A 24,650-nucleotide genomic window follows, 5' to 3' on the forward strand; every position below is an offset into this window, starting at 1 on the left:
CGCCCGGTCGACCGGGCCTGCACCGCCCGGCTCAATGGGCGGTCTGGTCCTCGAGCGCATCGGCATCGATCCGCGCGAGCGCTTCGGCTTCGGCGGCGCGCTTGAGCGAGCGTTCGTGCTCGGCCTTGACCCGGTCTTCGGCGACCTTGCGCGCCTGTTCGGCGAGGCCGCGCCAGGTGGCTTCGGAGCGCAGCGCGCGATCGCGGACGTTGTCCAGCTGCGCGGCCTGGGCTTCGCTTGCGGATTCCTCGGCGCGGGCGTGATAGAATTCGAAGGTCTGGCTCATCGCGTCGGGCTCCTGGGGAGTGGGGGGCGGGATCTGACCGGATGCCTCGGCCGGCTCGGTATCGGCTGGCTCGGCGTCGGTGCGTCAGGCGTCCCGCAAAAGTGCCGCGCGCCGCACTCGCTGATGCGAATGCGGCGCGCAGGCGGTGTCGCGAATCAATCGGCGGGCGAGAGGTTCACGGCGCTTTCCTTGCCGTTGCGGCCCTGCTCGACTTCGAAGTTCAGACGCTGTTCCTTGTCGAGCGTCTGCATGCCGGCAGCCTGGACGGCCGAGATGTGAACGAAGCTGTCGGCCGAGCCGTCGTCGGGCTGGATGAAGCCGTAGCCCTTGTCGGCGTTGAAGAATTTAACGGTGCCAGTCTTGGCCATGGGAGATTCCTTTCAGGAAACCTTGGTTTGCCCGGGCGGCGGAAGTGCCGATCGGGCCGTGCGTCTGGTCGTCAGATGAAAGGGAATCGTCGCCTGGTTTACGCCGGGGCTCGTGAGAGCATGCGGCGGTCGTCAACTTCGGAGTGTCGCAACTTTCGACTTCTGCCCGAGCCTTATGGCACAGGTGGCCGGGATTACCTAATGAAACCCGTTTAGAGGAATGTCCCTTCGCCTGCGTAAGACTTTGACACCCTGTGCCGCGCGCCATAGCTTCCGCATTCTGTTGGGGGGAGGTACATGGATACAGTTGTTTGGGCGCACTTTTTCGGGATTGAGAAGCGGACAGCTACGGCACCAGATTTTGAGGATGCTGTTCGCGCGGTTTGGGAATTGGGGGAAGAGCCAGGCGAGAGGGAACTTGAGCTTTCTGCGGATGATACACGAATCCGTATCGAGAGATTCACCGAACAGGGAGACTGGATCGAGGGAGAAGTCGTTCGTGTCCAAACGTCCAACATCCCACCAGAGGCTTTTCCTGAAGGACTGCAGCGCAGCCGAGCGCAGTCACAGGGCCACAGCATGGTCTTCCGCTATCATAAGAGAATGCACGTTCTTCTGGCGGAAAAAACCGCATAGGAATGACGGTTTCTCGGTTCCTCCGCTACCTTAAGCGGAACGATCCCTTGGCTAGATACGTAGCACCGCCGACCGCTGACGAAGATAGCTGGGCCAAGTTCGGACGGAAGACCATTTCTCGATTTTCTGTGGGGCTCTCGGCGATTGCCGACCCTGCCGATATTGGCGGCGTAGCTGGAGCTGTCAGCAGCGCGAGCAAACGCCTCCACGATATGACTCACGCGCCCACGGTTCATATCAGCATGTATTCTGGCGGAGCCGAGGATGGGTTGGAGAAGGGCGCAATTCGTGGGGCAATCGAAACCCTCCTTGGAGGTGATCCGAACTACGAAGTTACGGCCCTCTCTGTGTCTGGAGAGGACGAGGACGACCGGGGAAGCACGGCGATCGATTTTCTCGATGACGTACTGCGAGAACGAGAAGAAATTGATCTGACCGAATTAGATGCCGATCAGTCTTACAACGAGCGGATAAGGTTCCTCCACGATTGTTTCGCGGCCCACATTGACTATCTTGAGAGGTATTATGGCATGGGATGAACGCGCCGAACTGTGGTTCGAACGGCTTTACCCATACGGTCTAGGAGCTGCGGTGTTCGTAGCCGCCACCGTGTGGCATGAAGCTGGTCGTGCGTATGTACGCTCTATGGGTTTCGGCTCGGCGGAGTTAGTTTCAGCTAATTTTGACGTGATGGTCACCCTCACGGCATTTCTGTTTTCCGTGTTCGTTCTAGCAATTGCGCCCGGCGGTGGCTTTATCGAGCGGATTTTCCGCACATCAGTGTTCAGAGAGTTTAAGCGGTACGTGGTCGAAGCGTTGCTTCTCGGCTCGTTGTCAGCTGCTCTTAGCCTTCCCTACATGGCCACTAAGAATGGCGGCATTTGGAGGCTTCAGGCGATTGATGCGCTGTGGCTCGCTTTAGCCGTAACTGCGCTACTCGCTTTTTTTAGGGTAGTGAAAATCTTCATCCAGTGGATGGGTTACGATGCCAAGCACCGAGAGAAGCGGAAGGCACGATAGCCTCTCTCAAAAGCGGGGGCTCTAGGCCCCACCCAACCCTTGCAAATCCCCCCGTTTCCCGCTACCGGCGCGCCTCCCAAGCAACAGTTCGGGAATCCGCGGGAGGTCCGGTCAGCCGGATCGCTCAACCGCTTACCATGAGCCTGCCGTGTAACCACTGCGGGCGACAGTGAGAAAAGGAGGCCACAATGGCCAAGAAGATCGAAGGTTACATCAACCTTCAGGTGCCCGCCGGCGCCGCCAACCCGTCTCCGCCGATCGGCCCCGCGCTGGGTCAGCGCGGCGTCAACATCATGGAATTCTGCAAGGCGTTCAACGCCGCCACGCAGGAGCTCGAGAAGGGCGCTCCGATCCCGACCAAGATCACGGTCTATGCGGATCGCAGCTTCACCTTCATCACCAAGACCCCGCCCGCCAGCTTCCTGCTGAAGAAGGCCGCCAAGCTGAAGTCGGGTTCCAAGGAGCCGGGCAAGGTTTCCGCCGGGACCATCAAATCGAGCCAGGTCAAGGAAATCGCCGAGACCAAGATGGCCGACCTCAACGCGAACGATATCGACCAGGCCATCAAGATCATCAGCGGCAGCGCCCGTTCGATGGGCCTCGAAGTGGTGGAGGGCTGAACATGGTAAAGCTGACCAAGCGCCAGAAGACGCTCGCCGAGCTGGATAGCGAAAAGCTGTATTCGGTGGACGAGGCTCTCGCCACGCTGCGCCAGTACGCATCCACCAAGTTCGACGAGACCGTCGAGGTCGCGATGAACCTGGGCGTCGATCCGCGCCACGCCGACCAGATGGTCCGCGGCATGGTCTCGCTGCCCTCGGGCACCGGCAAGGACGTCCGCGTCGCGGTGTTCGCGCGCGGCGACAATGCCGACAAGGCGACCGCCGCCGGAGCCGACAAGGTCGGTGCCGAGGATCTCATGGAAGACATGCAGAACGGCAATCTCGACTACGACCGCGTCATCGCCACCCCCGACATGATGGGTGTCGTCGGCCGGCTGGGCAAGCTGCTCGGCCCCAAGGGCCTGATGCCCAACCCCAAGCTGGGCACCGTGACCCCGAACGTGGAACAGGCCGTGAAGGACGCCAAGGGCGGCCAGATCGAGTTCCGCGTGGAAAAGCAGGGCATCATCCATTCGGGCATCGGCAAGCTCAGCTTCGACGACGCCGCGCTCAAGGCCAATTTCGAGGCCATGACGCAGGCTATCGTCAAGGCGAAGCCCTCGGGCTCGAAGGGCAAATATGTCCGCAAGATCTCGCTCACCTCGACCATGGGCCCCGGCCTGAAGGTCGATCTGGCCGAAGTCGAAGGCGCCTGATTTCAGGAATTGCTCTCCCGGTTCGCGCCGGGGAGCCAAAGATACAGCAAGGGGCCGGGGGGAAACCTCCGGCCCTTTTGCCGTGCGCGGGAGGTTTGCGGAAAAATTGCGGGCCTCGACCGTTGATGGGGTGAAACCAGGAAGGACACACCATGGAACCCGTACTCGCCGCCGCCACCGTCATCGGCCCGATCCTGCTGCTTGCCGCGATGATCTGGGCCTGGCAGCGCAACCGCCGCGCCAGCCGCAGCAACGAGATCGAGGCCGAACGCGGCGCGCGCGATCTGCGCCACGATATCGAGGACCGCCCGCAGAAGGACGTCGATCTCTAGCTGACTATAGGTGTGCGCGGATCAGCCGTAGAGCGTGTTGGAGGCCAGCTGCTCTGCGATCCGCAGCGTTTCCGCCACCGGATCGGCGGGCGCCAGCGTCTCCGCCGGGTCGAGCGCGACCACCGTGGGCGGATCCTGGGCATAGGTGCCGGTGCGCACGCCCTTCATCCGCGCCACCGCCTCGCACAACCGCTCGAACCGGCGGCGGACGATGCGGTTGACCTTGCCGCGCCGGCGGTTGACCAGCTCGAAGCTGTGCGAGACCATCGTGAAGCACGGCTTGCCCGCGTCGCGCGCATGGCGCAGCGCGCGGACCATCTCGCGCGCCGAGAGCGCGGTGATCTGCGCGTGGCGCAAGCCTCCGCCGACCGTTGCGATGCAGCCGATCGGGACCTCGATCACGCCTTCGTGGCGCAAGGGCACGCGGTCCTCCGGGCTCAGCGAGATCGCGCAATCGCCCCCGGCGATGCCCGGCGTGTGGCTGGTGTCGTAACCGATCCCGCAGTGGGCCAGCGCGCGCAGCGTGGTGTCGTTGGCGCCGTAATTGCCCGCGCGGAACGCCACCGGCGGCGCGGCCCCCGCCGCGACCAGCGTATCGCGCGCCCAGTCGATCAGCGCGCATTGCTGCTCGAAGGTGAAATCCTTGATGTTGCGCCCCGTCGCACCGCCGGTCGCGCGGGCCAGCGGATGCACCGCGCCCGCCAGTTCGAGCCATTCGGTGTGGATGTGCAATTGCACGTCGTGCCCGCGCTCGAGGATCGGGCCGACCACATCCTCGACCGCGGCGACGCCCCACAGCAGCGCCGGCATCGGATCGACGAAACACACCCCGCGGTGGCCGTGGCGGTTGAACATGTCGAGTTTGTAGCCCAGCCCGTATTCGCCCGCCTCTGTCTGCCCCGATACGGCGGCGGCGAAGTTGCGGGCGCGGCAATCGGGCCCCCGTTCGCGGACCATTCCCGACGAATATTCGGTATCGATGGTGATATAGGCCAGCATGTCGGGCGGGATCGGTAGCATTATTTCATCGCGAGGGGAATTGGCCGGAAGCAGGCGCGGGCCGGGCGGACAATTGCCGGGTGTAGAACCAGCCCAGCGCGATCAGGCTGGCGCCCAGCGCCGCGAAGGAGGCGATCCGCAGCAGCCCGCCCAGTTCGGCGGCATCGATCGCGAACACCTTGACCACCGCGGCCAGCATCAGCACCAGCGAGCCGATCCGCCAGCTGCGCTGCTCCAGCCGGCTGCCCAGCAGCAGGAACCCCAGCGCCAGCACGATCCCCGCCAGCGAGCGCAGCAGATCCTCGGTCTCGCCCAGCGGCACCGCGGCAGGCAGCGCCCCCGCATAGGCCTGCCGCAGCAGCGCCACCGCGCCGACGCTGGCGAGCGCCATGATCGCGGCGTCGAACCACGGCCGCAGCCTCTCGCCCGACCAGCGCCGCGCCAGCCACGCCGCCGCGATACCCGCGCCGAAACCGGCGGTGAGCCAGTTCGCCAGCGGCAGCGCGCCCACCGCCTGCCGCGCGAACAGCGGGTTGTGCCAGAGCAGCGTGAAGACCGCGAAATGCGCCAGCGCGGCGAGGGCGAAGCCGCGCGCCAATCCGAGGCTCGCGCCCAGTCGCGGGACCCCCGCCGCCGCGAGCCCCGCCGCGAGCCCCGCCGCGCCCAGCAGCGCGATCTGCCACACCGTGCGCTCCGCCATGCCGAACTCGATGAAGCGCGCCAGGCTATCGATCGCGAAGACCTGCTTGTAGAGCGTGTGGATCACCACCAGCAGCAATCCGGCGGCCAGCCCTTGCCCGCGCCAGCTCGTGCCCGGCAGAACCGGTGCGCGCAGGCGCAGCGCCGCCAGCCCCGCCAGCGCCGCCGCGGGGGGAAGCAGATAGGCCAGCGCCTCGCGCCAGCCCGGCGTATCGCCGAGCATGAACGGCTCGCCCACCAGCGCCAGCGCGCCCGCGCCGAGCCATTCGCCCAGCGGGTCGAGCGCCCACAGCAGCGCGATGGCGAGCAGCGTCAGCCGCGCCATCACGCGGGCGGGCGCCCGCCAGGCGAGCGCCACCGCCAGCGTCGCTGCGCACCATGCCAGCGCCTCCGCCGGCAGGACCTGCGCCAGCGCGCCATAGACCAGCAGCGCCGCCAGCGCCTCGGCCCCGCGCCGCCAGGCATCGCGCCGCTCGAGCAGCGCCAGCGCCACGAAGGGCAGCGCGGCGGCGGCCCAGCGCAGCAGGCCCCGCAGCGGCGGAGCGGGCTCGCCGCCATCCGCCAGTTTCAGGGCCTCGGAAAGGAAATGCGGCGTCCCGACCAGCACCAGCAGCCCCGCCGCCGCACCCGCCCACAGCAATGTCGCCAGCGCCGCGTCGTATTCCTTGCGCAGCAACCAAGCGGGCAACGCCAGCACCGGCAGCGCGAGCAGCGGCGCGCCCCAACCCGGGGTCGACAACAGCAGCGCGCCATAGACCAGCGCCAGACCCGAGCCGAGCAACCATGCAAAATCTACCGCCCCCTCTGCGCGCGTCGTCCGCCATGCCGCGACCAGCGGGAATGCCGCCAGCGCCACGCAGGCCAGCGCCAGCCATGGCTCGAACGGATCGGCATCGAACTGCCCGAACTGGCCATAGGCGACCAGCGCCAATGCGGGCGCGACCCCGGCGATCTGCCACAGGTCGAACCTCCGCGCGGCCCCGCGCAGCGCCAGCGCCAGCGGCACCCCGGCGAAGACCAGCGCCAGCCCCGCGCCGAACGCGGCGAACGCCAGCGGCTCCGGCGCGGGCCATTGCGCCAGCAGCAGCACGCCGACCGCCGCGGCCACGCCATTGGCTTCGCGCAATTCCGTGCGCCGCCAGCCGAACCCCGCCAGCGTACCGCCGAGCAGCAGGTAGAACGCCCAGGCGAGCGGCGCAAAGCCGCCCTGCGCGACCAGCACCGCAAGCTGAAGGCTCGCCAGCCCCGCCGCCGCCAGCCACATCGGCCGCGCAAACCGCTCCGCCTCGGCCCCGGTGTCGGCAAGCGCCGGCAACACCGCGCCCAGCACGATGAAATAGAGCCCCAATGCAAGGATATCGACGAAGTCCGGATCGCCCGCGAGCAGCAGCAGCGCGCCCCAGCCGAGCCCGCCGACCAGAGCGGTCGCCCCCATCCACGGGCGCTGCTGGCTGCGCCCCGACAGCGTCAGCCCGGCGGTGACCAGCCCGAGATAGAGCGCCAGCAGCGGCAGGTTCGCTTCCTCGCCGCCGACCAGCGCGGGCGCGGCGAATCCGCCGACCAGCCCCAGCACCGCGCTCGGCAGCCCGAAGCGGAACGACAGCGCGATCGCGCCCGCGGTAACCAGCGCCAGCCCGACGAAGGCCAGCGTCTGGCCCATCAGCCCGTACTGGCTGCCCGCGAGATAGAACCCGGCGTAGAGCGTCGCCAGCCCGGCGCCCGCCAGCGCCTGGCGCACCCGCGGATCGGCGACCCGGCGCTCGAAGCGATAGGCGAGTTCGGCGCCCGCCAGCAGCAGCAGGCCGAACGCGAACGCCAGCCCGACCCGCACCGATGGCGTCAGCAGACCCGCCTCGATCGAATAGCGCACCGCGAACACGCCCGCGACCGCCAGCGCCACTCCGCCGCCCCAGATCGGCAGACGCCGCCCGAAGATGTCCTCGAAATCGAATTTCTCGCGCCAGCGAGGCGGCGGCGCGTCGGGCTCGTCCCGCGTGTGGAGGTCGTCGGGCGCAGGCTCGGATAGGGGCGCAGGCTGGGATAGGGGCGCAGGCTCGGATACGGGTCCCGGCTCGGTCCGCGCGGCGGCGTCTTCAGCGGAGCGCGCCAGCGTGACGCTCGGGACCGAGACCCATGGATTGCGGGTCGCCCGTGCGGCGGATTCTGCAGCGGCGTGTTCGGCAGGCGGCGGCGCGCCGCCCGATCGGTCGCTCGCGCCATCGCCCGTCAGCCTGGCCAGCGCGGCGTCGGTCAGCTCCTGCTGCTGCGCGAGCATGGCCAGCGCGCGTTCGGCGCGGGCGAGGCGCTGCCACAGAAAGGCTGCAGCGCCGCAGAGCGCGATGATGACCAGCCATTCCACGCGCCGCGTCCCCTCTCCGCCGCCACGCTAACCCGCTTTGGCTTCGCCGCAAAGCCTCGATGAGAACCGTTCGATCGCGGGCGCCGAGAATTCAGATCCCGCCGGGGGTGAAATCGTAGCCCGCGGTGGCCAGCCCGTCGCACAGGCTGTCGACGCAGCTCGCCAATTGATCGGCACCGGTCGAGCGGACCACGAAATTGGCGCCGACCCGGCCTTCGCGAAAGAAGGGATAGCTGCCGATCTGGCAGGCGGAATGCGCCTGTTCGACCTCGCGCAGCACATCGGCCACCTCGCTCTCGGCGGTCCAGCAGCCGATCGTCTCGGTGAGCAGCACCGCTCCGCCCTCGAGCGTCCCGGTAAGCGCGTCGAGCATCCCGGCGGTGATATGCGGGACGCCCGCCATCAGATGGATATTGCCCAGTCTGATGCCGGGCGCACCCGACATCCGGTTGGGGATCAGCTCGGCGCCTTGCGGCACTCGAGCCATCCGCAGCCGGCCCTCGGTCAGCCCGCCGGGCTTGTCGGCATAATAGCGGGTCAGCAGCGCACGCGCCTCCGGGTGGACGACCACTTCCACACCCAGCGCCTCGGCCACCGCATCGACGGTGATGTCGTCATGCGTCGGGCCGATCCCGCCGGTGGTGAACAGATAGTCGTTTTCGCTGCGCAAGGCGTTGACCGCGGCCACGATCCGCGCCGTGACATCGGGCACCACGCGCACTTCGGCGAGGCGGATGCCCTGCACCTGAAGCCAGCTGGCGACCTGCGCGATGTTCTTGTCGTGGGTGCGGCCGGAAAGAATCTCGTCGCCGATGACGACTAGACCGGCGGTCCAGATGCGTTCGCTCATACCGGCTGGCTTAGCCCGGAGAGGGCGCGCTGGCTACTGTGCGGCTCCGGTGTCGCGATGTGCATCTAAAACTATCTATTATTTCGGCGCGGGCAAGAAGAATGCGATCGCAAACATCGAGAACCCCAATCCGTAAATCCAGCCATTCATCGGTGCGCCGTCTTCTAAGTGAAAGAGCGGAGATATAACTATCAACAGGGTTGCAATAAGGCTCGTGCTCGCTTTTGGACGATACTGCGGAAACTTGAACCAAATGACGGCGCAAGCGGCGAACGCAATTGTGAGAAAAGCAAGACTGAAGAGCAACGAGTTTTCGATCGCTATCGCAAGTGCACCCGCCGCAACCAGGCATATCACCCATCCCAGCACCGACCAGCGGACAATCGTTTGTTCAGTCATCTCAGCAGCCACTCGGCTGTGGTCGGATCAAGCGAGTTACTCTTCGAATCGGCTTTGGCCAACGTTGCAGGGTCCCCATCGCCATGCAGCTACTCCGCCGCTTCGAGCCGTTCCTCGCGGTGTGCCGCATCGGCATCGGCGCGGCGCAGCGCGAGCACGCCATCCTCGATCGGATCGCTCGCCATCCGCTTGCGGTCGACGACATATTCCTGGTTGAGCCGCCAGGGATAGGCGACCGCGTTCTTGGGCATGATCTGCTTGGCGCGCTGGATATAGCCGCTGGAGAAATCGAAGATGTCGTCCTCGACCAGCGCGTGATCCTCGGCCAGCACCGGCACCGCGATATCGGCGCCCTTGGCCTTCATCGCATTGAGCACGCGGCAGATGTAATCGGAGTTGAGATCCGCACGCAGAGTCCAGCTGGCGTTGAGATAGCCGAACACCACCGCCAGATTGGGCAGGTTCGAGAACATCACCCCCTTGTAGTAGAAGCGTTCGGCGAAATCGACGCTCTCGCCATCGACGGAGACCGCGATCTTGCCCGCGACCGCCAGCTTGAGCCCGGTCGCGGTGACCACGATATCGGCGGGCAGGAAGCGGTCGTCCGCCAGCCGCACGCCGCCCTTTTCGAACGCCTTGATCTGGCCGGTGACGATCTCGGCCTTGCCGCTCTTGATCGCGTTGAACAGATCGTCGTCGGGCACCAGGCACAGCCGCTGGTCCCACGGATCGTAGGGCGGGGTGAAGGTGGCGCGGTCGAACTTGTCGCCCAGCGCCTTCTCGATCTTCTTGTAGAGGAACTGCTTCACCTTCTCGGGCTTGGTGCGCGCGCGCTTGAAGCCGATGTCCTGCATCTTGATGTTCTTCCAGCGGGTCAGCCGGTAGGCCGTCTCCTCGGGCAGGAACTTGCGCAGCAGGTTCGCCAGTCGGTCCTTCGCCGGGCGCGAGAACATCCAGGTCGGGGTGCGCTGGAGCATGGTGACCTTGGCGGCCTTGCCCGCCATCGAGGGCGTGATCGTCACCGCGGTGGCACCCGAGCCGATCACCACCACCTGCTTGCCGGCATAGTCGAGATCGTCGGGCCAGAACTGCGGGTGGATCACCTGGCCTTCGAACGCGCCGAGATCGAATCCGGGGTCGTAGGGCTCGTCGTAATCGTAATAGCCCGAGCCCAGATAGAGGAAATTGGCGGTGAGCCGCTTGTGCTCGCCTTGCGCAGTCTCGATCTGCACCGTCCAGCGCGCGGTGGCGCTGTCGAAATCGGCGGCGATCACCTTGTGGCCCAGCCTGATGTGCTGGCGAATGCCGCGCTCGTCGACGATACGGTCGAGATAGTCGAGGATCGCGGGCGCGTCGGCGATCGATTTCTCGTGCTTCCAGGGTTCGAAATCGAACCCCAGCGTGTGCATGTCGCTGTCCGAGCGAATCCCGGGATAGCGGAACAGGTCCCAGGTGCCGCCCAGATTGTCGCGCCGTTCGAGAATCGCATAGCTGGCGTGCGGCGATTTGGCGGTCATATGCGCGGCCATCCCGATCCCGGAAATCCCCGCTCCCACGATCAGCACGTCGAAATGGCTGGCCTGTTCGGTCATCTTTGCTCTCCTAATCCCGGGAGCGAAGGTAACGCAGACCCCGCGCCGGCGCCAGCCCCGTTGCGCATTGCAACCCGTTTGGGGTAGCGGCAGCGCATGAAAGCCCATCTGCTCGCCGCCGCCAGCCTGTGTCTCGCCGGTCCCGCCCTTGCGCAAACGGGGGCGCAGACAGCGCCCGCGTCGGAACGTCCCGACGAGGAGGCCGCGCCGCGCAAAGCGCAGCCGACGGACGCGACCGGGGCGGAGATCGTGGTGATCGGCGAGGGTCTGCCCGACACGCCCTCGGTCACCGCCTATGCCAGCCGCGAGCTGACCCGCGAACAGATCGTCGCCGCACCCTCGGGGCGGATCGAGGAGGTGCTCGGCGCGGTCGCGGGGTTCCAGCAGTTCCGCCGCTCGGACAGCCGCTCGTCCAACCCCAGCGCGCAAGGGGTGACGCTGCGCGCGCTCGGCGGCAACGCCACCAGCCGCGCGCTGGTGCTGCTCGACGGGGTGCCGGTGAGCGATCCCTTTTTCGGCTATGTCCCGCTGACCGCGCTGGCGCCCGAGCGGCTCGAGAGCATACGGGTGACGCGCGGGGGCGGGGCGGGGCCGTTCGGCGCGGGCGCGCTGGCGGGGACGATCGAGTTGGAAAGCGCCGGGGTCGGCACGCTGCCGCCGCTGGGCGCGAGCGTGCTGGTCAACGATCGCGGCGGCACCGAGGCCTCCGCGCTGCTGGCGCAGGAACTGGGCGCGGGCTTCGTCACCGCGGCGGGACGCTGGGACCGCGGGCCGGGCTACTTCACCACGCCCGAGGACCAGCGCGTCCCCGCCTCGGCGCGTGCGGGTTACGAGAGCTGGTCGTTGGCCTTGCGCGGCGTCGCGCCGCTGAGCGACACGCTCGAGCTGCAGGCGGCGGGGCTGGTGTTCGACGACCGGCGCACCTTGCGCTTCGAAGGCGCCGACAGCAGCGCCAGCGGCGCCGACGCGAGCCTGCGCCTGGTCGGCCGCGGCGCCTGGGCCATCGACGCGCTCGCCTATGTGCACACGCGCAATTTTACCAATCTTGTCATCAGCTCCTCCCGCTTCACCCGCGTCCTCGATCAACGCAATACGCCCACCACCGGGATCGGCGGCAAGCTCGAACTGCGCCCCCCCGTCGGCGGCGACAACGTGCTCCGGCTCGGGCTGGACTACCGCCGCGCCGAGGGCGAATTGCAGGAGGATGCCTACAGCGCCTTCAGCGGCGCGCTCACCGAGACCCGGCGAGCCGGCGGCACCACCAGCGACATCGGCCTGTTCGTCGAGAACGACTGGACCAGCGGCGCGCTGGTTCTGACCGGGGGGTTGCGGCTCGACCGCACCCGGATCGGCGAGGGCTTCTACATCGCCCGGACCCCCGACCGTGCGGTGGTCACCGAAGAGCTGACGCCTTCACGCACCGACTGGACCCTGTCGTGGCGGGCGGGGGCGACCTATGCACTCGACGAGCAATTGCGCCTGCGCGCCGCCGCCTATCGCGGCCTACGCCTGCCGACGCTCAATGAATTGCTGCGCCCCTTCGTGGTCTTCCCGGTTGTGACGCAGGCCAATGCGGCGCTCGAGAACGAGCGGCTGGTGGGTTACGAAGCGGGTCTCGACTGGACTCCTGCACTCGGCGTCGAGCTCGCGCTGACCGCGTTCGACAACCGGGTCGAAGGCGCCATCGCAAACGTCACCATCGGCCCCAATCTGCGCCAGCGACAAAACCTCCCCGCGATCGATGCGCGCGGCATAGAGGCGGGCCTGCGGGTCGAAAGCGGCGGATTGAGCTTCGATGGCACGCTGGCCTACACCGATGCCGAGGTGGACGGGAGCGGGGCGACGCTCGCGCTCGACGGCAACCGCCCCTCGCAGACCCCGCGCTGGGCGGCCGCGGCGTCGCTGGCCTACGAACCGGCAGCCGACTGGCTGGTTGCGGCGACACTGCGTCACGTCGGCGCGCAGTTCGAAAGCGATGTCGAGACCGATCGCCTGCCGCCGGCGACCACACTGGGTGCCTATCTGCGGGCGCCGCTGGCGGGCGGCTTCGCACTGGTGCTGCGCGGGGAAAACCTGCTCGACGAGCGGATCGTCACCCGCAATTCGGACGGCGATATCGATCTGGGGACGCCGCGCACGCTGTGGGCGGGACTGCGCTACGGGTTCTGAGTTGCTCCCCTAGGCAGGCTCAGCCCCCTTCGCCGGGCTCGTCCATCGTCTCGACGATGTGCTGGAGCACGCTGGGGTGGAGCGGGGTCTCGAACTCGATACCGACCACGCTTTTCTCGCGCCAGCGCACCTTGGCCGCGATGGGACCGATCGTGCCGACGCGGAAAGTGATCGCGGTATCGATCGGCAGCACCGAGAATCTGTCGAAGAAGCGGCAACCGGTTTCCGATATGTCCTTGATCCAGATGTCGCGCGACGAGCCGATGCGCGAGCGATAGCGTCCCGCCACCTGCACCTCGTGGCGCGGCTCGCGGCGCTGGTTCGAAGATTCCGGCTTCTCGATATCCATGTCAGCGTCCAACATTCCTAGTGCGACGCGCCAACCGTCCAAGCGGCTTGCGACCTCGATACCAGAATGCACTCAACGCCAACAGGGGCAAGGTCGGATTGGCGCTGCCCCACAGGCCGAACCGAGCCACCCCCGCCGTCGGGGCGGTGATGGCTCGGGGCCAGCTCCTAGAAGCTAAGGCGGGCCGACAGCTTGATGTTGCGCCCGGCCAGCGGGACGAAGTCCTTGGTGAAGCTGGCATGGCGGCGGGCATCGACATCGAACAGATTGTCGGCCGACAGGATCAGCAGCGTCTCGTTGCGCGCGCCGAACGGCCGCCACGAGACCGAAGCATTGACCAGGGTATAGCCTTGGGTCGGCAGTTCGAACGATGCGGTCCGGTCCTGATCGGCGACCCATTCGGCTTCCACCCGGGCGCCCAGACCGTCCCGGTTGGCCTCGATTCCGCCGAGAACCCGCAGCGGCGGTATTCGCGGCGCGGGACCGTCGCCGTCGATTTCGGCTCGGGTGTAATCGGCCACACCGTCGATCGTGACCGTCAGCCCGTCGCGATCGATCAGATCGTAGGCTGCCTGCGCCTCGACCCCGTAGTAATCGGCATCCGACTGCAGGAACTGGAACAGCGGGAGGCCGTCGGCTTCGAGCCCGGTATCGGTCTCGTAGATGAAATTGTCGAACCGGCTGTAATAGGCGGCAAGCTGGAAGCGTGCGGGTCCGGTTGCGCCCCGCAGATAGGCCTCGATCCCGAGGCTGCTTTCCTTGTCGAGCGCGGGATCGCCGATCTCGAAGGCCTGGGTGGCGATATGCGGGCCGTTGGAGAACAGTTCTTCGGCCGAAGGAGCGCGCTCCACGCGGCTCAGATTGAGGCCCAGTTTGACGTCGGGAACGATCTCGTAATTGATCCCGCCAGCGATGGAGAAGGCGTTGAAATTGCGGTCGACGGCGGTGATCACCGCATCCTCCTCCAACCCGATCGCGACCGCGTCGGATTGCACGTCGGTGTGTTCGAAGCGTGCCGACGCTTCCAGGCCGAACCGGCGGCCCAGATCGAATTCCTGCAGCGTGAACACGCCGTATTGGTCGGTGACATTGGGCGGCACGAAGGCTTCGGCCCCGACCGCCGCGAAGTCGCGGGTGGAACCCTGGAACCCGGTCACGCCGCGCCAGCCGTTGCGATTCGCCTGGACCAGTTCGAGACGGGTTTCGAACCCCTGGGTCTTGAACACGGTGCCGACCTCGTCGCCTTCGAATTCGGTGTGCTGATAGTCGGAGAAGCCGGCGCGGAACTTGATCTTCTCCAGGAACCCTTCGGTGAAGAGCTCGCCGCGCAAATCGGCGCGATATTGCTTCAGATCGATCGACACCGGAGCTTCGCCATGTTCGTCGTGGCCTTCCTCCTCCTCTTCGTGATCCTCCTCGCCCTCTTCGCCATGCGCATGTTCGGCGCCCGGTCGAGCCGGGATGCCGTACCGGCTGTCGAAATAGCTGACCGATGCACCCAGGCTACCGCCCTCGTTGATCAGCGCGAAGCCGGCACCCAGCGTGTAGGTCTCGGTCGCGCTGTTGGGCAGGACGCCTCGGAGTTCGGCGAACTCCCGCGCCTCTTCGGCTTCTTCCAGATGCCCTTCTTCGCGCTCTTCCTCGGCAACCGCCAGTTGTTGCGCGCGGAGCGTCGGTGACAGCACATAGCCGCCGACCTCGACATCCTCGGTCTTGCGATAGCTGCCGTCCACATGGACCACGAATTGCTCGCCGAGCGCCACATCGGCTGCAGCGCTGCCGCTATAGCCGTCGTAAGCCGAGGAATAGGAGCCGATTGCGTCCAGATGATAGCCGCTCTCGGGCACCGCGCGTGGGATGCGCCGGTCGAGCGCGTTGACCGCACCGCCGATCGCCTGGCTGCCGAACAGGAGCGCCGCGGGACCGCGGAATATCTCGACACGTTCGGTGACCAGCGGATCGATGGTGACCGCGTGATCGACCGAGGTGTTCGATACGTCCAGAGTTCCGATCCCGTCGGTCAGAACACGGACGCGTTCGCCCTGGAAGCCGCGCAGGACCGGACGCGAGGCACCGGGACTGAAGGAAGTTGCCGAGACGCCCGGCTGGTCGGCGAGAATGTCCCCGATCTGCGGCTCGAGATCGCGCAGGATATCGTCGCCGGTTACCACCGAGGTACCGGCCAGGATATCGAGCTCTTCGACGAAATCGGCGGTGACGACGATTACCCGGCCCTCTTCGCCGTGAACGGGATCGCGACTGGTATCGGGCGCAGCGGATTGGGCCAGTGCCGGGCCGGCGAGAATGCTGGTCGCCAGCAGCGCGTATTTCTTCAAAGCAAATTCTCCGGAATGGATGTTACAACATCCCATTCGAGATAGATGGTCTCGACGCTTCACGCAAGGCATCACTTCGGCATGAGCGAGCAGAAAGGCGGAACGACCGATGGCGGACTGTCTCGGAATCCCGGCTCTCGTCGCCGCGAAATCCGCGCGACCGGCGTTTGACAGCGCGACGGAACTCTCGCCGTGCGATCCGCACCTGTCTTGTCCAAGGCGCGAGTTGACCTGAATTGCTCGATTGCCCGAGCCAGCGTATGGGCGATGCCAATGCGTTAACGCCCTCCGATGTAGGGATGGCGGCCGAGACATAGCTGGTGGATCGCCCGCCGGTCCCAATCCCGGTCTTCTCGGAAGCGGAGGGTTCGGCCTGGCGTCGCGAGCAGGGCTATTCTGGAGGGCGGATGTCGAAGATCGATCATAAACCGGGCGCCGACGCCCTTGCCTTTTTGGTCGACCAGCACCTTTCGCCGACTCCGGAAAATTATACGCTCGCCTATATGGCGCTGGCCGATCCGGGTTCGCCGATCGGTCGGATGGTCGAGGCGTTCACGTCCGAAGGGTTTCGCCTGCGGCAAAGCGACGCCGATGAAATCATCCGCCTCCACCTGACCCGTTCGGTGCGGGGGGCTGCACGCCAGGATCGCACGCAACACGACGCGCTGCGACATCAGGCGCTCAAACTCGGCGAGGCCGCATCGTCGGCTGCAGCGGCAACCGGGGCGTTCGCGCGGGAACTGAGCGCGGAAGCAGGCAGCTTCGGGGAGGGTGAAACGCGCACGGTCGAGATCGTCGCGCGGATGATCGAACGGTCCCAATCCACCGCAAGCGATCTGGACGCCACAGCCAGCGAAGTTGCCGCCTTGCGACTGGAACTGGAAACCGCGCGTGACGACGCTCAACGCGACCAGTTGACGGGGCTTGGCAATCGCCGTGCCATCGATCGCCATCTGCAGCGGCTCTCGAACAAGGGAAGCCCGCGCGTGGTCGGATTGTGCGACATCGATTTCTTTAAAAGCATCAACGACCGATACGGACACGGGGTCGGCGACCGGGTCCTCAAACAGGTCGCCTCCTCGCTATCCAGCGCCTGTGCCCCGCATTTCGTCGGTCGCTGGGGTGGCGAAGAGTTCCTCGTCGTGATGGAGTCGGACGATGCAGCAGCCGGCGTCGCCTTGCTCGACCAGGCGCGCGCGGATCTGGCGAAGCGGGAATTCAAGCTGCGCGAGAACGACCAGCCGATGGGTCAGATCACCTTCTCCGGCGGCGTCGCGACGGCAACCGGCGATCACGCCGACAGCATCGCCGCCATCCACCGTGCCGACGCGGCCCTCTACCGCGCCAAGGCCGAAGGGCGAAACCGCATCTGTTCGGATTGAAAGCTCCGACCCATCTTCCCGCTCCTCTCAAGACCCTCAAGCCGCAGCTTCATGCTGAGGGATCGCCCGTTCCTGCGGGCCTTTGTCGATATGCGTGACCACTAAGGAGGCTGCGGGGCCCTCCCCAAACGGTTCCCTTGCGACTTCCGCAAGACGGTTGCCGATCACTCCACGGACATGGGTATTCGCTTGAACGGAGCGCTGAGACTGGCAGGCAAGCTCAAGTCCGCCGCGGCGCGACTGTCTGCGACACCGATGTCGATGTCGCTCTGGATCACGTCTTCGCGGTAGGTTCCGTGCAGACGGTCCCACAGGCTCAGCCCGCTCGACCAGTTGCTGTCGCGTTCGGCAGGAACGATCGAGTGATGAATGCCATGCATTTCGGGGGTGGTAAGCAGCCATGAAAGACGTCGATCCCATCCGTCCGGCAACTGCAGGTTGGAATGGTGAAAGAGGATCGAGGCATTGAAAAAGGTTCGCCAGACCGACAGCGTCCCAGGTGCGATTCCGCTGCATCTGACCTGTAAAAGGCGCCAGGGCAGTGACACCAGCATATCGACCGCGTGAAACCGCACGGCGGTGGATGAGTCCATATCGGGATCGATGTGGTGAACGCGGTGAAAGCGCCACAGAAAACGGCTTTTGTGCGTCGCGATGTGCCAGAGATAAAACATGTAATCCATGAGCACGAAGCCAGCGACAGCGCGCAATGGCCGGGGCAGCCAGGCAGCTATGCCGCGCGGCGAGTGCGCATTGGCGATGGCAATCCGTTGGGTAAGGGGAACCTCCACCGTCTGGATTACCGCCGCACACATGGCTCCCATGGCGGCATTGCGGAGGTTGCGGGGCAGTTCGGGTCTGCACTGCTTGCGAAGGGGCCGCCGCCTCTCGGAAGCGATCAACGCGATCAGGCCTCCAGCAGCCAGGTACGCAAGGAGCTTGATACGGCTCATCTGCGAGGTTCCGCAGACGAGCTCGTCTGGGTTCCAGAACAGGCTTCACGATGCGCCCTCCCGGAATGGCCGCGCCAGGTCCTGGCAAAGGCTCGGCTGCAGGCTCTCTGCGTCAGATCGCACCTTTGGGCATGAGGCTTCTACCCGCTTTCAGAGCTTCCGGCACGGTCAAAGCGACCGTTGCGAAATGCGTGAGAGCATCGACCACGCACCAGGGGCACCAGGCTTTGTCGACCTTCGGCATTTGATGGAAAAGATACCGCCCCGCGACGGCAGCCTGTGGCAATGCTACGAGAGCCGCGAGCAACGGCAACCACGGTCTGTCGCGATAGCGATCCGCAGGTCCCGCCGCTGCGATCGCGAGCGTGACGGCATGGGCAGCGATCGTCAGCGGCGCATCCGGCATGCCGTAGCTGTATGCTTCGCGGCTCGTATTCACCTTGTCGGAATCGAAGTCGGGCTTTTTGGTGGGTGGATCGGGCAGGTGCCGTACGAGCCCGGTCTGCAGCAGGCTGACGACACCCATCGCTGCGATGCCGACGAGCGAAATGGCGACGATTCCGCGCCGGAACTTCATTGGCCGATCGGTCGATTGCCTGATGCTTCGCTCAAGCTGGCGGGGATTTTTGTTTCCGCTGGTTGCATTCATCAGAAGGGACTTCATCGGATGATCCTGGTTGGCGCGTCGCAAATTCCACGCCGTCTGCGAGAAGGCGGTTCCCTATAAGACACGCATGCGAAAGGCAGCAGACGTCGCCAATCCGCGCCCACAGGAGAGTGGTTCCGACGCCGGAGCCTGCTGTACGGTCCAATTATGCCTGAGATCCAGCGCAGCGGTCGAATGCCTATTCGCCGGCCGCAACGAAGACGGAGGCGGCGTTTCGAACCAGATTAGAGCGGCCCGCCGCCCGCCACGCCTGGACGGGCGCGCAGGCGAGCGAGCAGCGGACCGATCTCGCTATCAGCCGGGCATTTCTACCGTGCCTTGCAGACGAGCCATCACTGCCGAGGCATCGAAGTTCGGTTGCGGTCCGGCCGGAGGCGTGCCGCGATACATCTGAATCGTGGCCCTTGCTTCGTACCGTTCCACGCGGTCGATATCGACTGTGGTTCCGGGGAACTGGCCTCCCAGAAAGGGATCATAGGTGTTGTAGATCCCGCCGGTACCATAAAAGCCGTAATACGGCGTGAAGGTGGGATAGGCCCCGATGCCGGTGGTGGGGTAGGTATCCACATCGGTCGCCACGTTCCGATCGATGTTTTCACGCATCAGGCTGAACCCGGTATAGCCGCGCTGGCGCGTGAGTTCCGCGGCGCGGTAGAGAAGGTAATCCTCGACTGTTTCGCGAGACGTGAACTGGTTACCGGCAAAGGAGACCCGGTACATTCCTTCGCCCAGCCGGGTGCTGCTATAGCCGAAGTCCTGTGCCGTCGCCGATGCGCTCTGCGGCGCATAGGGGGTGGACTGGCTGCAAGCTCCCAGGCTGATGGCCGCTGCTGACAGGACGGTGACTACTGCTAATCTGGTCATTCGCTTTCTCCTCAAGCGTTTGTAACCCCGTCCGTTTCGTTAGAGCGCCTGACGAAGACCCCTGTTCCCCCGGCCAATCCGCAAGCCCGTTTATGAAGCGGATTTAATGCGCGTCTCATGCTGGCGTGATGTTGGCTGGGTAAACGGGCTGTCGAACAAGAATCTCTTGCGACAGGATACTCATGACAAAGCGTAAATTCTCACTTCGCCCTGCATCGGCCGCCATTCTGCTCGGGAGTGCTGCATTGGGCGGCATAGTCGGTGGTGCGGCGCTGGCCAGCGACGACGCCGCGATCGCCGGCGAGATCGCCGCTCCGGGTCCCGCTGCGGTGATGCAGAGCGGCGTCCATGCGAACCTTGCCGACATGGTCGAGGCGGTGGGTCCGAGCGTGGTGCAGATCCAGGTAAAACCCGAAGCGCGCTCGCGCACAGCCGCCGGCCCCATGACCCGTGACGAAGCGCTGCGCCGCTTTTTCGGGCAGCCCTCGCCCCATGGCGACCGGGCACGGCCGGGCGGCTCGCTCGGCTCCGGCTTCATCGTCGATCCTTCCGGTCTCGTGGTCACCAACAACCATGTCGTCGCCAATGCCGACGTGGTGACGGTGCAATTGAGCGACGGCCGCGAACTCGAAGGGCGGGTGCTAGGCCGCGACGACAAGACCGATGTCGCCGTCGTGCAAATCACCCAAGGCAGCGGCTTTCAGGCCGTGGACTGGGGTGACAGCGACGGGACGCGTGTCGGCGACAGCGTTTTCGCGGTCGGCAGCCCGTTCGGGCTCGGCAATACGGTGACCTCCGGCATCGTATCGGCGCGCGGTCGCGAGATCGGGGGCGCCTACGACGATTTCCTGCAGGTCGACGCAGCCATCAACTCGGGCAATTCGGGTGGGCCGCTGTTCGATGCGAGCGGTCGTGTGATCGGCGTCAACACCGCCATCTTCACGCCTTCGGGCGGCAATGTCGGCATCGGCTTTGCCATTCCGGCACACCTCGCCCGCGAGATCGCCACAGAAATCGTCCAGAACGGCAGCGTCTCGCGCGGCCGCATCGGGGTCTCCATGACCGATCTCGACGAGGACATTGCCCGTCGGCTCGGGCTGTCCAGCGAGGTCGGCGCACTGATCGCCGAGGTCGAAGCGCGTGGCCCTGCGGCGCGCTCCGGTCTGAAGCCCGGCGACGTCATCCTGCGCTTCGCGGGCGAGAAGCTCGAGGATGGCCGCGATCTCGCCCGTTCGGTGGGCGAGGCAAAAGCGGGAACCAGTGTGCCGGTGGAAGTCTATCGCGACGGCAGACTGCTCGCGCTGGAACTGGTCATCGGCAGCGATCGGGTCGCGTGGTCCTGACCCGAGCGGGAACTGCCGGACCGAAAGGGCGTCGGCATCATAAGACGCCCTTTTCGGAGCCACCTTCTCTTGAAACTCCTGCTGATCGAGGACGATGCGAAGACCGCCGAGTATATCGCGCGCGGTCTGCGCGAGCTCGGCCATACTTGCAACCATCTCGCGAATGGTCTCGATGGCCTCTCCGCCGCCCTCGACGACGAGCACGATGCGGCGATCCTCGATCGCAATCTTCCGGGGCTGGACGGGCTCGCGGTGCTCACCGCGATGCGAGCGCAAGATGTTCGCACACCCGTCCTGCTGCTCTCGGCGCTGGGTCAGGTGGATGACAGGGTCGCCGGTCTCAAGGCCGGCGGCGACGACTATCTGACCAAGCCGTTCTCGTTTCAGGAGCTGATCGCGCGACTGGAGGCCATCACCCGGCGGACGGACGCCGCCGCCAGCACGGATGGGTCCCGCTTGCAGGTCGGCGACCTTACGCTTGATCTGCTGTCCCGGACCGCCCGCCGCTCGGGGCGGGAGATCGAACTCGGAAACAAGGAGTTCCAGCTGCTCGAATACCTGATGCGGCATGCGGGCCAGGTGGTGACCCGGACCATGCTCATCGAGGCGATCTGGGACTACAACTTCAATCCGGGCACCAATGTCATCGACGTGCATATCTCGCGCTTGCGCGCGAAGATCGACGCCGAGGGCGAGACGGGAATGATCAGCACCGTCCGCGGCGCGGGCTATCGCCTCGATGCCCTCTGATCGCACCGCCCTGTTCCACAGTGCGGCCCTGCGCGGCGCGATCTGGATCACGCTGATCGCACTCGCCACGACGGGGTTCGCGCTGACGGTCCAGTTCACGCAGACCATGCGCCTGCTCGAGCAACGCAATCATGCCCTCGTCGACGACGAGGCCGCCAGCCTCCTTTCGCGCTACCGAGCGGCGGGGCTGCAGGGGGTCGCCCGGGCCGTCCGGCAGGAAGGCGGCGCACCGCGGCTCAACGAATTCTTCTATCTGCTGGCGACACCGGGCGGCAGACCGCTGGCCGGAAATCTCGTCGAATGGCCGCGAGAAGTGAACCGGCCAGGCTATCATCGGTTCGAAACGCGGGTCGCCAGCAGCCGCGCCCCCTTGCGCGAGCGAAATGTGGAGGCGCGTGCGATCATCCTGCCGGACGGCTATCGCCTGCTGGTCGGGAATCTGTCCGACGAGCGAATGGTGCTGCGCGATCGCTATCTTTCCGCGCTGGTCTGGTCGCTCCTCGCGACCGGCATTCTCGGTCTGGCGCTCGGCTTCTGGTACAGCCGCCGCGGCCTCTTCTTCGTGCAGGCGGCATCCGATGCCGGCAACCGGTTCCTGCGCGGCAAGCTGGACGAGCGCCTGCCCGTGTCCGCCCGGCGCGACGAATATGACCGGCTCGCACGCACCCTGAACACGACCTTCGAAGAGATCGAGCGGCTGATCGGCTCGCTCCGCGCCGCGACCGAAGGGCTGGCGCACGATCTGCGCACGCCGATCACGCGCATCAGGGCACGGCTCGAACTGGCGGAGATGCAGCAGGCCGACGCCGAGCAGTTGCATGCGGTGATGGCGGAAAGCCGCGAGGATCTCGACGCCATCCTGCGGCTCATCGAGGATATCCTCGAACTTGCGCGTGCCGAGGCGATTGCGGAGGCTGGCTTTGCGCCTCTGCGGCTCGATGCGATCGTCGCCGAAGCGGTTGAGCTCTACGAGCCGCTGGCGGAGGAGCGCGGACTGCGTCTGCAGATGCATACCGCACCGGCGCAACTGTCCGGCTCGCGCTCGCTGCTTGCCCGCATGGTTACGAACCTTCTCGACAACGCGATCAAGTATTCGCCTCAGGGTGGGCGCATCCTGGTGGCGGTGGAAGCCACCGAACAGAACGTCGTTCTGAGCGTCGCGGATGAAGGGCCCGGTGTGCCCGAAGCGCAGCGAGAGAAGGTCCTGTATCGCTTCGCCAGGCTCGATCCCAGCCGCTCGCAACCCGGCAGCGGCATAGGGTTGAGCATCGTGGCGGCGGCGGTTCGCGCGCATCGCGCCGAACTCGAGTTGCAGGAGAACAAGCCGGGGCTGCGGGTCGTGATCCGCTTTTCGCAGACCCGTCGCAGCTAGGTGCGACCGAGGCGAGTTGACCCGTCGAGCGCCATCCCGAGGCTGATCACTGGCCTGCAGGCATCGAACCGAAAACTCGCCGAAAAACAATTACACTCCGCCATCGCCAGATCGGCGGTAGAGAAGACTTGGATGAGTAATATCGTCGCCGTCGCAGGCCGTCTTCCTGGTCGCGGATGAAGACAACATCCGGATCTTCGAAGCAGGCGATCCGCAGCCCCGTACCGACCAGCGTCGCGAGTGAAATGCGGAGTGGTAACAAGCGTCCCAGATCCGGAAGTTCTGCTTCGCGCCGCAATTTCGGCTATCAAGAAGATTGCGGTTCCATCCCGAGAGCGGCCGTCTATCACAGAGGTCGTTTATCCATAATCAGGTACGCGCTGCCGTCCCCACGGGCTCTGTGCGGTCCTTTGGAAAGACGCGGTGTTGCTCCGCGGCAATCGTTGCGACGATCATCTGCTCAGTGCTGATAGGTAGCCAAGCACTACTTCGACTTGCGCCTGAGTTGGCAAGTGGCCGTCGAGCGTCAGAGAGCTCTCATTGGAAGAGGGGGCATCGAGGGAAGATAGCTGGTTCTGTAGAAGGTCTGGAGGCATGAAATGCCCCTCTCTTTCTTCCATTCTCCGCATGAGTTCTCCTTGGTCGGTCTTTGGCCATACAAAGAGGATGTCATCGACGAAGCTTCGCAAAACGTCCCGATGCGAACTGCTGAGAGCAGAACAGCTCGCCACTGTGGGAGAATTTCGGGCCAATTGGCGTCCTACGCTTCTCAAAAAAGGTAAGCGATCTGCGTCGGTGAGAGGTTTCCCTGCCTTCATCTTTACGATGTTCGCGGGAGGGTGATGGTCATCCCCTTCGATAAAATTCCAATCAAGGGTTTTGGCAAGAGACTTGGCGAGCGTTGATTTTCCGCAACCACTCGGCCCCATCACTACGATCGCGGAAAGCCCGGTCGGCCCATGGAGGATTTGTGGCCCGTCGCCGCTTGAGATCACCGAAAGCTTCGTGGTCATGGCCTCTCTTTCATTTCGGCCTGATATCGCCCTGGTATTGACGCCCGGATGGATCGGGACCCATCTGTCTATTCTCTCGTTCAGCTCTCTCCAAATGCCATAGTGGAAAGAAGCGCAATCTCGCTTCGCCTAGAATCGAGCCGTGTATGCTGCACGACGATGGGTAAGTCGGATTCGATGATGCTGGCATAGTCCGTGTCGCGTGGCACTGGTTCCGGTTCTTCCAGATCGTTGAAACGCAGGTGGAGCGTGCGTTGGGGTGCTATTGAGACCCTATACGGCCCGACGGGTTCGCGATCCTTGAAGAAGATCGTGATAGTGAGATGTGCCTCGCCGTCACCGGCGTTGAGAATGCAGGCCGTCTCATGGCTGACCAGCGCCGGATCGTCCTGATCCAAGCTGTCGGAGGGAATATAGCCTTCCGCGATTGCCCAGCGCTTCTTTCCGATCGGTTCCATCAATTTGCGAGCGCGTTAATGCGGTCTTGGTTCCCCGTCTCTGCAAGCTCGTGTTCGTTCCGGGAAACGGGGAGCGAGAAAAGCGGGAATGAGGAGGCCGCGTGATGGCGAGCGCACATCAGCAGGTTTGATCGCT

25 protein-coding genes are annotated in these 24,650 nt (G+C 65.3%); 11 read left to right on the forward strand and 14 right to left on the reverse strand.

Annotation, left to right across the window (positions count from 1 at the left end):
- Window positions 1-31: 31 nt before the first annotated feature.
- Together Q9K01_RS02130 and Q9K01_RS02135 are read right to left on the reverse strand one after the other, a co-directional pair.
- Complete coding sequence (locus tag Q9K01_RS02130; RefSeq protein WP_305928560.1) at window positions 32-286, reverse strand: hypothetical protein; 255 nt, start codon at window positions 284-286, stop codon at window positions 32-34.
- A 155-nt stretch (window positions 287-441) separates the two neighbouring features.
- On the reverse strand, window positions 442-654 hold the full coding sequence (locus Q9K01_RS02135) for a cold-shock protein (RefSeq protein WP_305928561.1): 213 nt from the start codon (window positions 652-654) through the stop codon (window positions 442-444).
- Window positions 655-951: 297 nt separating this feature from the next.
- Between Q9K01_RS02135 and Q9K01_RS02140 the strand changes: the two genes are divergently transcribed.
- From Q9K01_RS02140 to Q9K01_RS02165, 6 genes are all read left to right on the forward strand, one after another.
- Complete coding sequence (locus Q9K01_RS02140; RefSeq protein ID WP_305928562.1) at window positions 952-1,290, forward strand: hypothetical protein; 339 nt, start codon at window positions 952-954, stop codon at window positions 1,288-1,290.
- A 47-nt stretch (window positions 1,291-1,337) separates the two neighbouring features.
- On the forward strand, window positions 1,338-1,829 hold the full coding sequence (locus tag Q9K01_RS02145) for a hypothetical protein (RefSeq protein WP_305928563.1): 492 nt from the start codon (window positions 1,338-1,340) through the stop codon (window positions 1,827-1,829).
- Window positions 1,816-2,310, forward strand: a complete 495-nt coding sequence (locus tag Q9K01_RS02150; RefSeq protein ID WP_305928564.1) for a hypothetical protein — start codon at window positions 1,816-1,818, stop codon at window positions 2,308-2,310. The genes Q9K01_RS02145 and Q9K01_RS02150 overlap by 14 nt, the downstream gene beginning before the upstream one ends.
- A 188-nt stretch (window positions 2,311-2,498) precedes the next feature.
- Window positions 2,499-2,930 (forward strand): 50S ribosomal protein L11, encoded by a 432-nt coding sequence (rplK, locus tag Q9K01_RS02155; protein ID WP_305928565.1) that lies wholly within the window; start codon window positions 2,499-2,501, stop codon window positions 2,928-2,930.
- Window positions 2,931-2,932: 2 nt separating this feature from the next.
- Window positions 2,933-3,628, forward strand: a complete 696-nt coding sequence (gene rplA, locus Q9K01_RS02160; protein WP_305928566.1) for a 50S ribosomal protein L1 — start codon at window positions 2,933-2,935, stop codon at window positions 3,626-3,628.
- A 152-nt stretch (window positions 3,629-3,780) separates the two neighbouring features.
- On the forward strand, window positions 3,781-3,960 hold the full coding sequence (locus tag Q9K01_RS02165) for a hypothetical protein (protein ID WP_305928567.1): 180 nt from the start codon (window positions 3,781-3,783) through the stop codon (window positions 3,958-3,960).
- A gap of 21 nt (window positions 3,961-3,981) precedes the next feature.
- Here the strand turns inward: Q9K01_RS02165 and Q9K01_RS02170 are convergent, their stop codons facing one another.
- The 5 genes from Q9K01_RS02170 to Q9K01_RS02190 all read right to left on the reverse strand — a co-directional run bounded on the left by Q9K01_RS02170 (window position 3,982) and on the right by Q9K01_RS02190 (window position 10,858).
- On the reverse strand, window positions 3,982-4,980 hold the full coding sequence (locus tag Q9K01_RS02170; protein ID WP_305928568.1) for a polysaccharide deacetylase family protein: 999 nt from the start codon (window positions 4,978-4,980) through the stop codon (window positions 3,982-3,984).
- Window positions 4,981-4,984: 4 nt separating this feature from the next.
- Window positions 4,985-8,017 (reverse strand): DUF2339 domain-containing protein, encoded by a 3,033-nt coding sequence (locus tag Q9K01_RS02175; RefSeq protein WP_305928569.1) that lies wholly within the window; start codon window positions 8,015-8,017, stop codon window positions 4,985-4,987.
- 91 nt (window positions 8,018-8,108) lie between these two features.
- Window positions 8,109-8,867 carry a competence/damage-inducible protein A gene (locus Q9K01_RS02180; protein ID WP_305928570.1) on the reverse strand — a complete coding sequence of 253 codons (759 nt, stop codon included), beginning with the start codon at window positions 8,865-8,867 and terminating at the stop codon, window positions 8,109-8,111.
- 78 nt (window positions 8,868-8,945) lie between these two features.
- The gene (locus tag Q9K01_RS02185; RefSeq protein WP_305928571.1) at window positions 8,946-9,266 is read right to left on the reverse strand and encodes a hypothetical protein; all 321 of its coding nucleotides are present in this window, start codon (window positions 9,264-9,266) and stop codon (window positions 8,946-8,948) included.
- Window positions 9,267-9,355: 89 nt separating this feature from the next.
- Window positions 9,356-10,858, reverse strand: coding sequence for a flavin-containing monooxygenase (locus tag Q9K01_RS02190; protein WP_305928572.1), 1,503 nt, complete (start codon window positions 10,856-10,858; stop codon window positions 9,356-9,358).
- 96 nt (window positions 10,859-10,954) lie between these two features.
- Between Q9K01_RS02190 and Q9K01_RS02195 the strand changes: the two genes are divergently transcribed.
- Complete coding sequence (locus tag Q9K01_RS02195) at window positions 10,955-13,027, forward strand: TonB-dependent receptor (protein ID WP_305928573.1); 2,073 nt, start codon at window positions 10,955-10,957, stop codon at window positions 13,025-13,027.
- Window positions 13,028-13,046: 19 nt separating this feature from the next.
- On the opposite strand, the gene Q9K01_RS02200 is transcribed toward Q9K01_RS02195, so the two are convergent.
- Both Q9K01_RS02200 and Q9K01_RS02205 read right to left on the reverse strand, forming a co-directional pair.
- Entirely contained in the window at window positions 13,047-13,376 is a 330-nt protein-coding gene (locus tag Q9K01_RS02200) for a PilZ domain-containing protein (protein ID WP_305928574.1), read from the reverse strand.
- Between the two features lie 167 nt (window positions 13,377-13,543).
- Window positions 13,544-15,712 carry a TonB-dependent receptor gene (locus Q9K01_RS02205; RefSeq protein ID WP_305928575.1) on the reverse strand — a complete coding sequence of 723 codons (2,169 nt, stop codon included), beginning with the start codon at window positions 15,710-15,712 and terminating at the stop codon, window positions 13,544-13,546.
- Between the two features lie 407 nt (window positions 15,713-16,119).
- Between Q9K01_RS02205 and Q9K01_RS02210 the strand changes: the two genes are divergently transcribed.
- Window positions 16,120-17,094, forward strand: coding sequence for a GGDEF domain-containing protein (locus Q9K01_RS02210; protein ID WP_305928576.1), 975 nt, complete (start codon window positions 16,120-16,122; stop codon window positions 17,092-17,094).
- Window positions 17,095-17,258: 164 nt separating this feature from the next.
- On the opposite strand, the gene Q9K01_RS02215 is transcribed toward Q9K01_RS02210, so the two are convergent.
- From Q9K01_RS02215 to Q9K01_RS02225, 3 genes are all read right to left on the reverse strand, one after another.
- Window positions 17,259-18,047, reverse strand: coding sequence for a sterol desaturase family protein (locus Q9K01_RS02215; RefSeq protein WP_305928577.1), 789 nt, complete (start codon window positions 18,045-18,047; stop codon window positions 17,259-17,261).
- A gap of 112 nt (window positions 18,048-18,159) precedes the next feature.
- Entirely contained in the window at window positions 18,160-18,711 is a 552-nt protein-coding gene (locus Q9K01_RS02220) for a vitamin K epoxide reductase family protein (RefSeq protein WP_305928578.1), read from the reverse strand.
- Window positions 18,712-19,008: 297 nt separating this feature from the next.
- The gene (locus Q9K01_RS02225) at window positions 19,009-19,578 is read right to left on the reverse strand and encodes a CC0125/CC1285 family lipoprotein (RefSeq protein ID WP_305928579.1); all 570 of its coding nucleotides are present in this window, start codon (window positions 19,576-19,578) and stop codon (window positions 19,009-19,011) included.
- Between the two features lie 182 nt (window positions 19,579-19,760).
- Between Q9K01_RS02225 and Q9K01_RS02230 the strand changes: the two genes are divergently transcribed.
- From Q9K01_RS02230 to Q9K01_RS02240, 3 genes are all read left to right on the forward strand, one after another.
- Window positions 19,761-20,921 (forward strand): trypsin-like peptidase domain-containing protein, encoded by a 1,161-nt coding sequence (locus Q9K01_RS02230; protein WP_305928580.1) that lies wholly within the window; start codon window positions 19,761-19,763, stop codon window positions 20,919-20,921.
- 69 nt (window positions 20,922-20,990) lie between these two features.
- Window positions 20,991-21,671, forward strand: coding sequence for a winged helix-turn-helix domain-containing protein (locus Q9K01_RS02235; protein ID WP_305928581.1), 681 nt, complete (start codon window positions 20,991-20,993; stop codon window positions 21,669-21,671).
- Entirely contained in the window at window positions 21,661-23,043 is a 1,383-nt protein-coding gene (locus tag Q9K01_RS02240; protein WP_305928582.1) for a sensor histidine kinase, read from the forward strand. Before Q9K01_RS02235 ends, Q9K01_RS02240 begins: the two co-directional genes overlap by 11 nt.
- A gap of 452 nt (window positions 23,044-23,495) precedes the next feature.
- Here Q9K01_RS02240 and Q9K01_RS02245 read toward each other — a convergent pair whose 3' ends face one another.
- Together Q9K01_RS02245 and Q9K01_RS02250 are read right to left on the reverse strand one after the other, a co-directional pair.
- Window positions 23,496-24,056 carry a gluconokinase gene (locus Q9K01_RS02245; protein ID WP_305928583.1) on the reverse strand — a complete coding sequence of 187 codons (561 nt, stop codon included), beginning with the start codon at window positions 24,054-24,056 and terminating at the stop codon, window positions 23,496-23,498.
- Window positions 24,057-24,136: 80 nt separating this feature from the next.
- Complete coding sequence (locus Q9K01_RS02250) at window positions 24,137-24,514, reverse strand: sensory rhodopsin transducer (protein WP_305929158.1); 378 nt, start codon at window positions 24,512-24,514, stop codon at window positions 24,137-24,139.
- Between the last annotated feature and the right edge of the window lie 136 nt (window positions 24,515-24,650).

Origin of the sequence: Qipengyuania benthica, from assembly GCF_030717865.1 — a bacterium.
In the GTDB taxonomy this organism is placed as follows: Bacteria; Pseudomonadota; Alphaproteobacteria; order Sphingomonadales; family Sphingomonadaceae; genus Qipengyuania; species Qipengyuania benthica.